Source organism: Quisquiliibacterium transsilvanicum, assembly GCF_014202215.1.
Lineage (GTDB): Bacteria > Pseudomonadota > Gammaproteobacteria > Burkholderiales > Burkholderiaceae_E > Quisquiliibacterium > Quisquiliibacterium transsilvanicum.
The window spans coordinates 447,362-461,355 of the sequence record NZ_JACHGB010000001.1 but is presented as its reverse complement, the minus strand read 5'-3'; the positions used below and the strand labels follow the sequence as shown (position 1 = coordinate 461,355).

Genomic DNA, 13,994 nt, shown 5'->3' with positions numbered 1-13,994 from the left:
CCGCGGGCGCCTCGGCGGGGATGCGCCCAGCGGGCTCAGCCGCCCGGCTTCAGGAGGCTCAGCCCCACTGCCTCGGCAACCTCGATGCCATCGACGCCGGCCGACATGATTCCACCCGCGTATCCGGCGCCTTCGCCTGCCGGGTACAGGCCGGCGACGTTCAGGCTCTGGAAGTCGCGGCCGCGCGGGATGCGCAGCGGCGAAGAGGTGCGGGTCTCCACGCCGGTGAGCACCGCGTCGGCCATCGAAAAGCCCTTGATTTGCCGCTCGAAGGCGGGCAGCGCCTCGCGGATGGCCGCTAGTGCGTAGTCCGGCAGGCTGCCGTTGCCCGGCTCGGCCAGGTCGGTCAGCGTGACGCCGGGCTTGTACGAAGGCAGCACGCTGCCGAAGTCGCGCGCCAGCGCGTCGCCATGCCGGCCGGCGACGAAGTCGCCCACCAGCTGGCCGGGCGCGAGGTAGCCGCCGCCGCCCAGCTCGTAGGCGCGCGATTCCCAGACGCGCTGGAAAGCGATGCCGTCGAGCGGCGACACCGGGCCGCCGCCGCTACGGTCCTGCCGGTAGTCCTCCGGCGAGATGCCCACCACGATGCCCGCATTGGCGTTGCGCTCGTTGCGCGAATACTGGCTCATGCCGTTGGTGACCACGCGGCCTGGCTCGGAGGTGGCCGCCACCACGGTGCCGCCTGGGCACATGCAGAAGCTGTAGACGGAGCGGCCGTTGCCGGCGTGATGAACCAGCTTGTAGTCGGCCGCGCCGAGGATCGGATTGCCGGCGTTCGGGCCGAAGCGGGCCCGGTCGATCAGGCTCTGCGGATGCTCGATCCGGAAGCCCACCGAGAAGGGCTTGGCGTCCATCCGCACGCCGCGCTCGTGCAGCATGGCGAAGGTGTCGCGCGCGCTGTGGCCAACGGCGAGCACCACGTGCTCGGTGCGAAGCTGCTCGCCATCGGCCAGGGTCAGCCCGCGCACCTGGCCGTCCTCGATCCGGAGGTCGGCGACCCGCTGTCCGAAACGGACCTCGCCGCCCAGCGCCACGATGTCGGCACGCATCTTCTCGACCATCGTCACCAGCCTGAAGGTGCCGATGTGCGGCTTGGCGACGTAGAGGATCTCCTCGGGCGCGCCGGCCTTCACGAACTCGTCGAGCACCTTGCGGGTGAGGTGCCGCGGGTCGCTGATCTGGCTCCACAGCTTGCCGTCCGAGAAGGTTCCCGCGCCGCCCTCGCCGAACTGGACGTTGGACTCGGGCTCGAGCACGCCGCGGCGCCACAGCACCCAGGTGTCCTTCGTGCGCTCGCGCACCGCCTTGCCGCGCTCCAGCACGATCGGCCGCAGGCCCATCTGCGCGAGCACGAGCGCGGCGAAGATGCCGCAGGGGCCGAAGCCGATCACCACCGGACGAGGCCGGCCGGATGCGGCGAAATCGGCGGGCGCCTGCGCGACCGGCCGATAGCGGGTGTCGGGCGCCGGCCGCACATGGCGGTCGTCGGCGAAGCGGGCCAGCAGTTCGGCCTCCTCGGCCTCCTCGGCCATTTCGCAATCGATCGTATAGATCAGCACGATCGCGCTCTTGCGGCGCGCGTCGTAGCTGCGCCGGAACACGGTGTAACCGCGGAGCGCGGCATCGGCGATGCCCAGGCGCGCGAGGATCGCCGGGCGCAGCGCGTCCTGCGGGTGGTCCAGCGGCAGGCGCAGTTCTGTGATCCTCAGCATGGGCGGGCGATCGGCAGGGTGGGGCGGCCCGCAGCGCGAAGGAGGTGAGCGTCCCTCCTGGCTGCGGACCAGCGGTTTCCGGGAAAAGCGAGATTAGGCCACAGACTGGCGGCGTCCTGAAGCCGGCACGGTGGAACGCTGCCGGGGTCAGGTGCAATCTGCCGGGCCATGCGGCGGCGAGAATCGGAGACGGCACAGGGAGGCAGGGAAATGAACGGAATCGGATTCGAGGTCGCCGAAGCGGTCGCGACGATCACGCTGGACCGTCCGCCGGTCAACGCGCTGTCGGCCGCGATGATGCGCGGGCTGATCGAGGCGCTGCGCGAGGCGGACCGGCGCGACGACGTCCGCGCGGTGATCCTCACCGGGGCGGGGCGCTGCTTCAGCGCCGGGCTGGACCTCAAGGAGCAGCTCGCCGCCCTCGACGCAGGGCGGCCCGGTCCGGCCAGGCTCGGCCCCGCGATGTACGACGCGCTGCTCAACGGGCGCAAGCCGACGGTGGCGGCGATCAACGGGCCTGCACTGGGCGCCGGCGTGGGCATGTCCGCGTCCTGCTGCATTCTGGTGGCGGCGCAGGAGGCGCGCTTCGGCCTGCCCGAGATCGATGTGGGAATGCTGGGCGGCGCGCGGCACGCGCTGCGCCTGCTGGGACATTCCACGGTCAACCGGATGCTGCTCACCGGCCACCAGCTCGACGCCGCCGAGCTGCATCGGCGCGGCGTGGTCGAAGCCTGCCTGCCGGCGCAGGAGCTGATGCCCTTCGCGCGCTCGATCGCGCTGGAGATCGCCGCCAAGGAGCCCGAGGCGATCCTGCTCGCGCGGCGCAGCCTGGCCCGGGTCGAGAAGATGGGCGTCCTGGATGGTTACGTCTACGAGATGTCGCTGGCCGACCAGCTTTCCGCCATGCCGGGGCCGCGCGCGGCAATGCGCCGCTTCGTCGAGGGACGCGGCAAGACGGGCCGGCGGATGCGCTAAAGTCCCGCTCCCCGACGCCGCAGCAGGAGTGAACCCATGATCGACGATCCCGGCTCCGCCGCGCCGCCCCCTGCGGGCGACGCGCTCGACCTTGCCTGGATGCGGCTGGCGATCGACCAGGCGCGCAATGCCTGGGCGGTGGGGGAGGTTCCGGTGGGCGCGGTGCTGGTGCGCGAGGGCAGGGTGCTGGCCACCGGCTACAACCAGCCGATCGGCGGCCACGATCCCACCGCGCATGCCGAGATCCGCGCGATGCGCGCCGCGGCCGAACTGCTCGGCAACTACCGGCTGGTCGACTGCGACTTGTACGTCACGCTGGAGCCCTGCGTGATGTGCGCGGGCGCGATCATGCATGCGCGCATCCGCCGGCTGGTCTTCGGCGCGCGCGACCCCAAGACCGGCGCCTGTGGCTCGGTGGTGGACCTGATGGCCGAGCAGCGCCTGAACCACCACACGCAGGTCACCAGCGGGGTGCTGGGCGACGAGTGCGGCACACTGCTCAGCGAGTTCTTCGCGGCGCGCCGGCGCGCGGCCCGCGCCACTCAGCCCGTCGCGCACCCGCCGGCACCCGGCATCGAGGTGCGCTTCCACGACGAGGCCTGAGAGCCCGCGGCCGCGCTCGCCGTCCGCCTGGAACCGCCTGCCGAGTGGGCGCGTCCTGCTTCAGGCGCGCCAATGCAAACGGGCGGCAGAAGCCGCCCGTGCGAGTGAGGCGCGAACCCCTTACTGGATCTTGGCCTTGGCGCGCAGTTCCTGCTGCAGCGCCTGCACCTTGCGGCGCTCGAGCTCCTGCTGGATCTGCGGCTTGACCTGATCGAGCGGCGGCGCCTTGACGTCGCGCACGTCGTCCAGGCGGATCACGTGCCAGCCGAACTGCGTCTGCACCGGAGCCTCGGTCATCTTGCCCTTCTGGAGCGAGGCCAGCGCGTCGGCGAAGGGCTTCACGAAGGTGCCGGGAACGTTCCAGTCGAGGTCACCGCCGCTGGCGGCGGAGCCGGTGTCCTTGGACTGCTTGGCGAGGTCCTCGAACTTGGCCCCCTTCTTCAGGTCCTCGATGACCTTCTTCGCCTCGTCTTCCTTCTCGACCAGGATGTGGCGCGCCTTGTACTCCTTCTCGCCACCCTGTTTCTTGACCTTGTCGTACTCGGCCTGGACTTCGGCGTCGCTGGCCGGATGCGTCTTCAGGTGATCGCGGATCAGCGCGCGGATCATGATCTCCTGGCGGGCGGCATCGAGCTGCCGCTGCACTTCGACGTTGCGCGCCAGTCCCTTGCGCTCGGCTTCCTGGACGAAGAGTTCGCGCGCGATCAGTTCCTCGCGCACTGCCGAACGAAGCTCGGGCGTGTCGGGACGCCCCTGGGCGGTGAGGGCCTTGACGAACTCGTCGACCTTCTGCGTGGAGATCGGCTTGTTGTTGACGACCGCGGCGTTCTGCGCCCAGGCGACCGAGGCCACGCCGAAGAGGACGCCGGCGACCATCGCGCGGGCGCGGACACGGGAGATGCTCATGGGAAAAATCCTATAGACGATGGGGAGGGGATCTCGTCCGCCGCGACCGCAGCGGCCCCGGAGGGCTCGAGTCAGGCAGGGGTCTCGTCGGGCGTGCGCGCATCGATGGACAGCGCATGGATGCGATGCGGCATCCAGTCCCTCAAGGAATCATACACGAGCCGATGACGCGCCACGGTGCCCATCCCGGCAAAGCGCGGCGACACCAGGCGCACCCGGTAATGGCCTGCGCCGCCGCGGGCGCCGGCATGTCCGGCGTGCAGGTGGCTCTCGTCGTCGATCTCGATGCTGGCGTCCGGCAGCGCGGCGGCCAGGCGGGCGCGAATCTCGTCCAGTCCGGGGCGCATCAGGCGTCCTCCTGCACGTGGCGGCTGAAGTACATCGCCTGCCCGATCACGAACAGCACGGTGAGCCCGAGCGAGCCGAAGAGCTTGAAGTTGACCCAGACGTCAGTGGAGAAACGGTAGGCGATCAGGATGTTCAGCACGCCCAGGACCGCGAAGAAGGCCGTCCAGGAAAGGTTGAGCCGGTCCCAGACGGGGGCGGGCAGGCGCACCTGCTTGCCCATCGCGGCCTCGATCAGGTTGCGGCCGAAGGCGTAGCGCGAAACAAGCAGCGCCACCGCGAACAGCCCGTAGAGCACGGTCGGCTTCCACTTGATGAAGGTCTCGTCCTTCAGCAGCAGGGTGAGTCCACCGAACACCACGATGATGCCCAGGCTCACCCATTGCATGTTGTCGACCGGCTGGCGGCGCAATTTCAGCCAGCCGATCTGGACAACGCTGGCGACGATGGCGACGCCGGTGGCCAGGTAAATGTCGCCCAGCTTGTAGGCAACGAAGAACAGGATCACCGGCAGGAGGTCGAATAGCATCTTCATGGCGCGATCTTACCTCGCCGGTTCGCCGGGCGCGTGCCAAACTGGTTACAATTCAAGGCTTTGCCAGACCCTTCAGGAAGACAACCATGGCCGAACGTAACCGCACCCGCCGCAACACCATCGAACGCCGCTGCCTGCCCAAGTCGCTCAAGCGCATGTTCAAGGGCTCGCCGAGCTTCGTGTTCCGCATGCTTGAGAAGGTCAAGAAGGCCTGAGGCCAGAGAGCCGGGGAAGGCCGGCAAGGCTCGGAAGGTCCGAGTCTGCAAGGCCCAGCCCCCGGAAGACCCGGAGCTCATCGGGCCGCTGAAGCTGGGAAGCCCGGCTCCGCGTCCTCGAAGGGCCGCGACAGTTCCAGTTGCAACCGTGCGATTGCGCTGAAGTCCGCATCCCGGCCGGCGGTCGCCTCGGCCGCCTGGTCGAGCGCTGCTTCGGCCACTTGGTCGATCTCTATGCCGACCGCCTGGCGGACTGCTTCTTCGACCGCCTGATCGCGCATCACCCTTGCCGGATTCGCCAGGCGCATTCCGTGCGCGCGCTCGGCGGCGTCGCGCGCCTCCTGGCGCAGCCGCTGCCGGTACTGCTCCGCCCAGGCGTCGAAGGCTTCCCCGTCCGCGCATAGCGCGCGGCAAGTGGCGTCCCCGCCCGCGTCGCCGGCGCGCACCTGCGCAAGCCCCCTGAAGAAGAGCGTGAAGTCGGCCCGGTTCTCGTGCAGCAGCGCGAACAGCCGGTCGAAGAGCACCCGGTCAGCGTCTCCCGGCGCGGCCAGCCCGAGCCGCGCGCGCAGCAGGCGCTCGAGCTCCGCGGTGAACTCGCGCCGATAGGGCGAGACCGCCGCGCGCGCATCCTCGGCCGAACCCACCAGCGGCAGCATCGCCTGCGCCAGCGCCGCGCAGTTGCGCTCGCCGACGCCCGGCTGCGCCGACCAGGCGTACAGGCCGCCCGTGTCCGAGGGGTTGGCGACGTGGTGGGCGTCGAAGCCTTCGATGAATGCGAAGGGGCCGTGGTCCATCGTCAGCCCGAGCATCGACATGCTGTCGGTGTTCATCAGCCCGTGACAGAAACCGGCGGCCTGCCACGCGGCGACCAGGCGCGCGGTGCGCAGCGTGGTCTCGCGCAGCAGCGCGAAGTAGGGCTGCGGCTCGGCGCGCAGATGCGGCAGTGCGCGGTCGATCAGGTGGTCGGCCAGGACACGCAGCGCATCGTGCCTGCCGCTGAAGTAGAAGTGCTCGAAGTGACCGAAGCTCAGGAAATCCGGGGCCAGGCGCACGAGGACCGCACCCTGGTGCGCGGATTCGCGGGACGCAGCGGCGTCGGAGGCGAGCACCGCCAGCGCCCGGGTGGTCGGAATGCCCAGCGCGTGCAGCGCCTCCGAGCACAGGAAAGCGCGGATCGCGGCGCGCAGCAGCGCCGCCGGGTCGCCCGGCGGCGGAACCGCCAGCGCCGCCGCGCGGCCGGCGCGATCCAGCCTGATCTCCTGGCACTGCCCGGCGGCGCCCACGGCCTCGCCCAGCAGCAGCGTGCCGGCGTCGCCAAGGCGTCCGGCCCAGAGCCCGAAACGATGGCCGCCATGCACCGTGACCACCGGCGCGCCGCCCGGCAGCTGCCGGTTTCCGGAGAGGGCCGCCAGCGCGTCTTCGCTGCGGAGCAGGTCGGGATCGAGCCCGAGCAGGCCGGCTGCGCCGGCCGACAGTGCCGCCAGCCGCGGATGGGCCAGTGGCACGGGCTGGGCGGCGACGACGAAGGGCGCGCCGAGCCGGGCCAGTCGGTTGACCATCCGGAGTTCATCCAGGGAGCGCAACGGGGAGCCTCCTGGAAGCGGCGACGTCGAAGGCGCGGGAGTGTGATTCATCGCCGGCCATTCTAGACGCCGCGCTCGGGCGCCGCCGCCACTGCCCGGCGCGGGAGGAGCAGACGGTGCGCCTTGACGGGTGCGCCTTGACGGGTGCGCCGTGACCGGTGCGCTTGACTGCCGCATCCGCAGGCCCGACCATCCCGCCACGTCGAAACCACATATTTCCCGGGAGCCAGGAACATGCAAGGCCTGATGATGGATATGCCGCTGCTGATCTCGTCGATCCTGCAGCACGCGGCGCGCCACCACGGCGCGACCGAGATCGTCTCGCGTCGCGTCGAGGGCGACATCCACCGCTACACCTACGCGGACTGCCATCGGCGGGCCAAGAAGCTGGCCTCGGCCTTCACGAAGGCGGGCGTGGCGGTCGGTGACCGGGTGGCGACGCTTGCCTGGAACGGCTACCGGCACGTGGAGCTTTACTACGGCGTGGGCGGCATGGGCGCGGTGGTCCACACCATCAACCCGCGGCTGCACCCGGAACAGATTGCCTGGATCGTCAACCACGCCGGCGACGTCCACCTGGCCTTCGACCTCAGCTTCCTGCCAATCGTCGAGGCGATCGCCGCGAAGTGCCCCAACGTCAAGAGCTGGATCGCGCTGTGCGACGCCGACCGGCAGCCGGCCTCCGACAAGCTGCCGAGCCTGGTCAACTACGAGGACTTCCTCGCCACCGGCGCCGACGACTACCGCTGGCCCGAGCTCGACGAGCGCACCGCCGTGGGCCTGTGCTACACCTCGGGCACCACCGGCAACCCCAAGGGCGCGCTTTACTCGCATCGCTCCAGCGTGCTGCACGCCTACGGCGCAGCGCTGCCCGACGCGATGGGCGCATCCGCGCGCGACGTCATCCTGCCCGTGGTGCCGATGTTCCACGTCAATGCCTGGGGCCTGCCGTTCACCTGCGCGCTGGTCGGCGCGAAGATGGTGCTGCCCGGCGCGGCCCTCGACGGCAAGTCGCTCTACGAGCTGTTCGAAGGCGAGGGCGTCACCTACTCGGCGGGGGTGCCCACGGTCTGGCTGGGCCTTCTGCAGTACGTGCAGGCCAACAAGCTCAAGTTCTCCACCTTCCAGCGCACGGTGATCGGCGGCTCGGCCTGCCCGCCGGCGATGATCCGCACCTTCAACGACGACTACGGCGTCGAAGTGATCCACGCCTGGGGAATGACCGAGCTCTCGCCGCTGGGTACGCTGTCGAAGCTGCAGAACAAGCACATGGGCATGTCCGAGGCCGAGCAGCAGAAGGTGCTCGAGAAGCAGGGCCACGTGATCTTCGGCATCGACCTGAAGATCGTCGACGACTCGGGCAAGGAGCTGGCCTGGGACGGCAAGACCTACGGCAACCTGCTGGCCCGCGGCCCCTGGGTGATGAAGGAGTACTTCCGAGGCGAAGGCGGCGACCCGCTGATGTACGACGCCGACGGGCGCGGCTGGTTCCCCACCGGCGACGTGGCCACGATCGACGCCGACGGCTACATGCAGATCACCGACCGCAGCAAGGACGTGATCAAGTCCGGCGGCGAATGGATCAGCTCGATCGACCTGGAAAACCTGGCGATGGCCCATCCCGCGGTGGCCAACGCTGCGGTGATCGGCATCGTGCATCCGAAGTGGGACGAGCGGCCGCTGCTGGTGGTGGTGAAGAAGCCCGGCGCCGAGCTGACGCGCGAGGAGATGCTGGCCTTCTACGAAGGCAGGATCGCCAAGTGGTGGACGCCGGACGACGTGCAGTTCGTCGACTCGCTGCCGCTGGGCGCCACCGGCAAGATCCTGAAGACGCGGCTGCGCGAGCAGTTCGCGGACTACAGCCTGCCCGGGGCCTGAGGAAGGCGGGCGCCGCGCCGCGGCAACTGGCCAGCGCCGCGGCGGCTGACGCTAGCCGCGGTGGCGGCTGACGCTAGCCGCGGTGGCGTCCCGCCATCGCCGAGAGCAGCCCCCGCAGCTGGCTGCTCTCCGCCAGCCGGCGCCCCACCTGGCCGCAGACCAGGTCGCACAGTTGGTAGACCTCCGGGTCCGCGAAGCGATACCAGACCGTGGTGCCGCGCGGCTCGCGCTCGACGAGACCTGCCTCCATCAGCACCGACAGGTGCTTCGACACATTGGCTTGCGAGCAGCCGAGCAACTGCGTGAGCTGGCCCACGTTCATCGGCTCGACGCGCAGCGCATCCAGGATCTTCAGCCGCAGCGGTTCCGACAGCGCGCGGAAGTAGCGCGCCAGCGCATCGACCACCTGATCTTCCACGAGTCCGCTCCCTGTTGTTCCCCGTCCGCCGCAGTATCGCTCATAGAATCGCTGATTGCAAATATAACGATATAGCGATATATTGGGACGGATGCCGCGCCGTGCGGCAAACCGTTTCGTTGCGGGAGGCTTCGCCGATGAGTTCCACCCACTTCCGCCAAGGGTTCGCACGCTGCGCAATGGCGCTGGCGCTCGGCGCCGCCGTCGCCAGTGCGGCGCTCTCCGGCGCCGCCGTCGCCCAGGACCGGCCGCAGCTGCCCACCGCGCAGGTGCGCAGCCTGCAGGCAGGAGCGACCTATCTCGCCGACGGCCAGGTGGAGTCGGTGCGCCAGACCGTGATCGCCTCCCAGGTGTCCGGCCAGGTCGTTGCGCTGACCGTCAAGGCGGGGGATGCGGTGAAGGCGGGGCAGTTGCTGGCGCGCATCGACGCGCGCGCCGCCGAGCAGAACCAGGCCGCCAGCGCGGCGCAACTCGCTGCTGCGCGGGCCCAGCTCACAGCGGCCGAGCGCAACCTCGACCGCACCCGGCAACTGGTCGCGCAGAAGTTCCTCAGCGCCAGCACCCTGGATCGCGCCGAGGCCGAACACCGCGCTGCGGCGGAGACGGTGAAGGCGATGCGGGCGCAGACCGCCGGAGCTGCAACGCAGACCGGCTGGCACACCCTGGTCGCGCCTTTCGACGCGATCGTCAGCAGCGTGACCACCGAGCTCGGCGACACCGCGATGCCCGGCAAGCCCCTGATGCACCTGCAGGATCCGGCAGCGCTGCGCGTGGCAGTCAACGTGCCGGCCGGCGTCGCAGCGCGGCTGGACACCTCGGCCGGCGCCGAGGTCGAGATTCCCGACGCGCCCGAGCGGGCGCGCCGGCCGCAGGTTTCGAGGATGACCCTGGTGGCGGCCGCCGATCCGGTGAGCCACACCCAGCTGGTGCGGCTCGACCTGCCGCGCGGCACGGCGGGCCTCACGCCCGGACTCTTCGCCCGGGTCCGCCTGCCGCTGGCAGCCCTGCGCGAGCCCGCCGCAGGCGCGGGACGGGTCGCGGTGCCGCTGGCCGCGGTGGTGAGCCGGGGCGACCTGCGGGGCGTCTACGTGGCCGGCGAGGGCGGCCGCTACCTGCTGCGCCAGGTCCGGCTGGGGCGCACCCATGGCGACGAGGTGGAAGTGCTGTCGGGGCTGGACGAAGGCGAGCGCGTGGTGCTCGACCCGATCGCCGCGGCACGCGTCGCCGGTCTGGTGAGCGCCACCGGGGAATCGAAATGAGCGAAACGGCACAGGATCGGGAGGAGACGCCCGCCGTGCCGGCGCCCGCTGCGCCAGAGCGTCTCGGCGTCTCCGGACGCATCGCGCGCTACTTCCAGGACGCGCAGATCACGCCGCTGCTCGCGCTGGTCGCGCTGCTGGTGGGTCTGTTCGCGGTGTTCGTCACCCCGCGCGAGGAGGAGCCGCAGATCGACGTCACCATGGCCAACGTGCTCATCCAGTTCCCGGGCGCATCGGTCGACGACGTCGAGTCGATGGTCGCGCTGCCGGCCGAGCAGGTGCTGTCGCAGATCGCCGGCATCGAGCACACTTACTCGGTGTCGCGCCCCGGCATGGCGGTGCTCACCGTCCAGTTCGAGGTCGGCGTGCCGCGCTCCGAGGCGGTGATTCGCCTGCACGACGTGCTGCAGGCCAACCAGGACTGGCTGCCCCAGGGCCTGGGCGTGATGCCGCCCGTTGTCAAGCCCAAGGGGATCGACGACGTCCCCATCGTCACGCTCTCGCTGCACTCGCGCGACGGGCAGCAGGGCGCAGCGGACCTCGAGCGGGTCGCGCACGCGATGGAGGCCGAGCTCAAGCGCGTCTCGGGCGTGCGCGAGGTGGCGACGGTGGGCGGGCCGGGCAGGGTGGTGCGGGTCGAGCCCGACATCCAGAAGCTCAACGCCTACTCGGTCACGCTGGCCGAGCTGCGCGGCACGCTCGGGGCGGCCAACATCGGCCAGCCACTCGGCGAGTCGATCGGCGGCAATTCAAGCGTGGCGATCGAGACCGGCGATTTCCTGGCCAGCGCCCCCGAGGTGGCCGAGCTGCTGGTCGCTGTGCGCGCCGGCAAGCCGGTCTACGTGCGCGACCTCGCCCGCGTCGAGGACGGCCAGCCGTCGCCAGCCCGTTATGTCTGGCACGGGGACGTGGTGCGCGGCGACGACGGCAGCGTGCGCATGGACAAGCGCCCGTCGGTGACCATGTCGCTCACCAAGAAACCCGGCGAGAACGCAGTCGCGGTGGCCGAGCGCATCGGCGAGCGGCTCGAGGTGCTGCGCAACACGGTGATCCCGGCCGAGGTGCAGGTCGACCTCACCCGCGACTACGGCGCGACCGCCGGCGAGAAGGCGTCGACGCTGATCAAGAAACTGCTGTTCGCCACCGCTTCGGTGGTGGCGCTGGTCTTCGTCGCGCTGGGCCGGCGCGAGGCGGCGATCGTCGGCATCGCGGTGATCCTCACGCTCACCGCCACGCTGTTCGCCTCCTGGGCCTGGGGCTTCACGCTGAACCGGGTCTCGCTGTTCGCGCTGATCTTCTCGATCGGCATCCTGGTCGACGACGCGATCGTGGTGGTGGAGAACATCCACCGGCACCGCGCGCTCGACCCCCACGCCAATATGCTGGACATCATCCCGCGCGCCGTCGACGAGGTCGGCGGGCCGACGATCCTGGCCACGCTGACCGTGCTCGCCGCGTTGCTGCCGATGGCCTTCGTCAGCGGACTGATGGGCCCGTACATGGCGCCGATCCCGATCAACGCCAGCCTGGGCATGCTGATCTCGCTGGCCATCGCCTTCGTGCTCACGCCCTGGATGTCGGCGCGCTGGCTGGGCAAGCATGCTCCGCACGGCCAGCAGGGCGGGCCCGGCGGCAGGCTGATGCCGCTGGCCGAGCGCGTGTTCGGTCCGCTGCTCGACCCGAAGCGCGGCGGGCGCAACCGCATGCTGCTGTGGCTCGCGGTGCTGGTGCTGATCGTGGGTTCGGTGGCGCTGCCGGTGGCACAGCTGGTGGTGCTGAAGATGCTGCCCTTCGACAACAAGTCCGAGTTCCAGGTGGTGGTCGACATGCCGGTGGGCACCCCCGTGGAGCGCACCAGCGCGGTCCTCGACGAGCTGGCCGCATCGCTTGCGCAGGCGCCGGAGGTGACCAGCGTGCAGGCCTACGCCGGCACCGCCGCGCCGATCAACTTCAACGGCCTGGTGCGCCAGTACTACCTGCGCTCGGGGCCGGAGATGGGCGACCTGCAGGTCAACCTGGTCGACAAGGCGCACCGCGACGCGAAGAGCCACGAAATCGCGCAGCGGGTGCGGCCCGCGCTGGCCGCGATCGGCGAGCGCCACGGTGCCTCGGTGAAGGTGGTCGAAGTGCCGCCGGGTCCGCCGGTGATGAGCCCGATCGTGGCCCAGGTCTACGGCCCGGATGCGGCCTCGCGCGAGGCGCTTGCCACCGAAGTGCGCAAGGTGTTCCAGGCCACCGACGGGGTGGTCGACATCGATTCCACGCTGATCGCCGTGGCGCCGAAGTCGCGCCTGGTGATCGACCGCCGCAAAGCGGCGCAGGCGGGCATCAGCCAGCAGGACATCGTCGCCACGCTGTCGCTGGCGCTGGCCGGCCAGCCGGTCACCTACCTGCACGACGGCAGCAAGTATCCGGCGCCGGCGCTGCTGCGGCTGTCGGACGCCGACATCGCGGACCTCGACGCGGTGCTGCGCCTGCCGCTGCGCGCCGCCGACGGGCGCACCGTGCAGATGCGCGAATTCGTCAAGGTGCTGCCGGCGCAGCGCGACAAGCCGCGCTACCGCAAGGACCTGCTGCCGGTGGAGTACGTGATGGCCGACGCGGCCGGCCGGATCGATTCGCCGCTGTACGCGATGTTCGGCATGCGCCCCGCGATCGCGGACATCGTGGGACCGGGCGGCGCGCCGATCGACGAGTACTTCATCGCCACGCCGGGCGACCCCTACCGGGCCGGCGCACTGAAGTGGGACGGCGAATGGCAGATCACCTACGAGACCTTCCGCGACATGGGCGCCGCCTACGCGGTGGGGCTGGTGCTGATCTACCTGCTGGTGGTGGCGCAGTTCGGCTCCTACCTCGCGCCGCTGGTGATCATGGCGCCGATCCCGCTGACCATCATCGGCATCCTGCCCGGGCATGCGCTGCTGGGCGCGCAGTTCACCGCCACCTCGATGATCGGGATGATCGCGCTGGCCGGAATCATCGTGCGCAACTCGATCCTGCTGGTGGACTTCATCCACCTGCGCATCGCCGACGGCGTGCCCTTCGCGCGGGCGGTGATCGAGTCGGCCGCGGTGCGCGCGCAGCCCATCGTGCTGACCGCGCTGGCCGCGATGCTCGGCGCGGTGTTCATCCTCGACGACCCGATCTTCAACGGCCTGGCGATCTCGCTGCTGTTCGGGATCGCGGTGTCGACCCTGCTCACGCTGGTCGTGATTCCCGTGCTGTTCTACGTCGCCTACCGGCGCAAGTTCGAAACCCCCTCCTGAGGAGCTCCTGAAATGACGTCCTGGTCCCTGGTCCGTGTGTTCGCCGGCTTCATGATCCTGCTCTCGCTCGCGCTCGGCGTGCAGGGCAGCCCGCTGTTCCACAGCCAGAACTGGCTGTGGTTCACCGTCTTCGTCGGCGCCAACCTGCTGCAGAGCGGCATCACCCACTGGTGCCCGCTTGAGATCATCCTGCGCAAGCTGGGTCTGCGCGCCGCCTGAGCTGCGGGGAACCGCCCCCCGGCGGCGCGGGCGAGCGCCTGGCCGCGCGCTTCACGCGTTCCCGGGCCTGACGGGGC

The 13,994-nt window shown here is 70.3% G+C and carries 13 protein-coding genes; 7 read left to right on the top strand and 6 right to left on the bottom strand.

All coding sequences use genetic code 11. The annotated features are described in order from the left end of the window. Nucleotides 1-35: 35 nt before the first annotated feature. Nucleotides 36-1,712, bottom strand: coding sequence for an NAD(P)/FAD-dependent oxidoreductase (locus tag HNQ70_RS02090; RefSeq protein WP_183963786.1), 1,677 nt, complete (start codon nucleotides 1,710-1,712; stop codon nucleotides 36-38). A 210-nt stretch (nucleotides 1,713-1,922) separates the two neighbouring features. Between HNQ70_RS02090 and HNQ70_RS02085 the strand changes: the two genes are divergently transcribed. Both HNQ70_RS02085 and tadA read left to right on the top strand, forming a co-directional pair. Then, on the top strand, nucleotides 1,923-2,687 hold the full coding sequence (locus HNQ70_RS02085; protein WP_183963784.1) for an enoyl-CoA hydratase-related protein: 765 nt from the start codon (nucleotides 1,923-1,925) through the stop codon (nucleotides 2,685-2,687). Between the two features lie 36 nt (nucleotides 2,688-2,723). Beyond that, entirely contained in the window at nucleotides 2,724-3,290 is a 567-nt protein-coding gene (gene tadA, locus HNQ70_RS02080) for a tRNA adenosine(34) deaminase TadA (RefSeq protein ID WP_183963782.1), read from the top strand. A 120-nt stretch (nucleotides 3,291-3,410) separates the two neighbouring features. Here the strand turns inward: tadA and HNQ70_RS02075 are convergent, their stop codons facing one another. The 3 genes from HNQ70_RS02075 to HNQ70_RS02065 form a co-directional block, all read right to left on the bottom strand. Then, nucleotides 3,411-4,196 (bottom strand): peptidylprolyl isomerase, encoded by a 786-nt coding sequence (locus HNQ70_RS02075; protein WP_183963780.1) that lies wholly within the window; start codon nucleotides 4,194-4,196, stop codon nucleotides 3,411-3,413. A gap of 71 nt (nucleotides 4,197-4,267) precedes the next feature. Continuing rightward, complete coding sequence (locus HNQ70_RS02070; protein WP_183963778.1) at nucleotides 4,268-4,543, bottom strand: BolA family protein; 276 nt, start codon at nucleotides 4,541-4,543, stop codon at nucleotides 4,268-4,270. Further along, a complete protein-coding gene (locus tag HNQ70_RS02065; RefSeq protein ID WP_183963776.1) occupies nucleotides 4,543-5,076 on the bottom strand; it encodes a septation protein A in 534 nt (177 codons plus the stop codon). Before HNQ70_RS02065 ends, HNQ70_RS02070 begins: the two co-directional genes overlap by 1 nt. Nucleotides 5,077-5,162: 86 nt before the next feature. Here HNQ70_RS02065 and HNQ70_RS20340 point away from each other — a divergent pair, with 86 nt between their 5' ends. Next, on the top strand, nucleotides 5,163-5,291 hold the full coding sequence (locus HNQ70_RS20340; protein WP_281381464.1) for a hypothetical protein: 129 nt from the start codon (nucleotides 5,163-5,165) through the stop codon (nucleotides 5,289-5,291). Nucleotides 5,292-5,368: 77 nt separating this feature from the next. Here the strand turns inward: HNQ70_RS20340 and HNQ70_RS02060 are convergent, their stop codons facing one another. Further along, nucleotides 5,369-6,874 (bottom strand): protein adenylyltransferase SelO family protein, encoded by a 1,506-nt coding sequence (locus HNQ70_RS02060; RefSeq protein WP_183963774.1) that lies wholly within the window; start codon nucleotides 6,872-6,874, stop codon nucleotides 5,369-5,371. A gap of 234 nt (nucleotides 6,875-7,108) precedes the next feature. Here HNQ70_RS02060 and HNQ70_RS02055 point away from each other — a divergent pair, with 234 nt between their 5' ends. Then, entirely contained in the window at nucleotides 7,109-8,752 is a 1,644-nt protein-coding gene (locus tag HNQ70_RS02055; RefSeq protein WP_183963772.1) for a 3-(methylthio)propionyl-CoA ligase, read from the top strand. A 73-nt stretch (nucleotides 8,753-8,825) separates the two neighbouring features. Here HNQ70_RS02055 and HNQ70_RS02050 read toward each other — a convergent pair whose 3' ends face one another. Continuing rightward, complete coding sequence (locus HNQ70_RS02050; RefSeq protein ID WP_183963770.1) at nucleotides 8,826-9,170, bottom strand: metalloregulator ArsR/SmtB family transcription factor; 345 nt, start codon at nucleotides 9,168-9,170, stop codon at nucleotides 8,826-8,828. A gap of 137 nt (nucleotides 9,171-9,307) precedes the next feature. Here HNQ70_RS02050 and HNQ70_RS02045 point away from each other — a divergent pair, with 137 nt between their 5' ends. Genes HNQ70_RS02045 through HNQ70_RS02035 form a run of 3 tightly spaced genes read left to right on the top strand, consistent with a single transcriptional unit; the run spans nucleotide 9,308 to nucleotide 13,917 of the window. Next, nucleotides 9,308-10,429 (top strand): efflux RND transporter periplasmic adaptor subunit, encoded by a 1,122-nt coding sequence (locus HNQ70_RS02045; RefSeq protein ID WP_183963768.1) that lies wholly within the window; start codon nucleotides 9,308-9,310, stop codon nucleotides 10,427-10,429. After that, entirely contained in the window at nucleotides 10,426-13,698 is a 3,273-nt protein-coding gene (locus tag HNQ70_RS02040) for an efflux RND transporter permease subunit (protein ID WP_183963766.1), read from the top strand. The genes HNQ70_RS02045 and HNQ70_RS02040 overlap by 4 nt, the downstream gene beginning before the upstream one ends. A 12-nt stretch (nucleotides 13,699-13,710) precedes the next feature. Further along, nucleotides 13,711-13,917 carry a YgaP family membrane protein gene (locus tag HNQ70_RS02035; protein ID WP_183963764.1) on the top strand — a complete coding sequence of 69 codons (207 nt, stop codon included), beginning with the start codon at nucleotides 13,711-13,713 and terminating at the stop codon, nucleotides 13,915-13,917. Nucleotides 13,918-13,994: the final 77 nt, after the last annotated feature.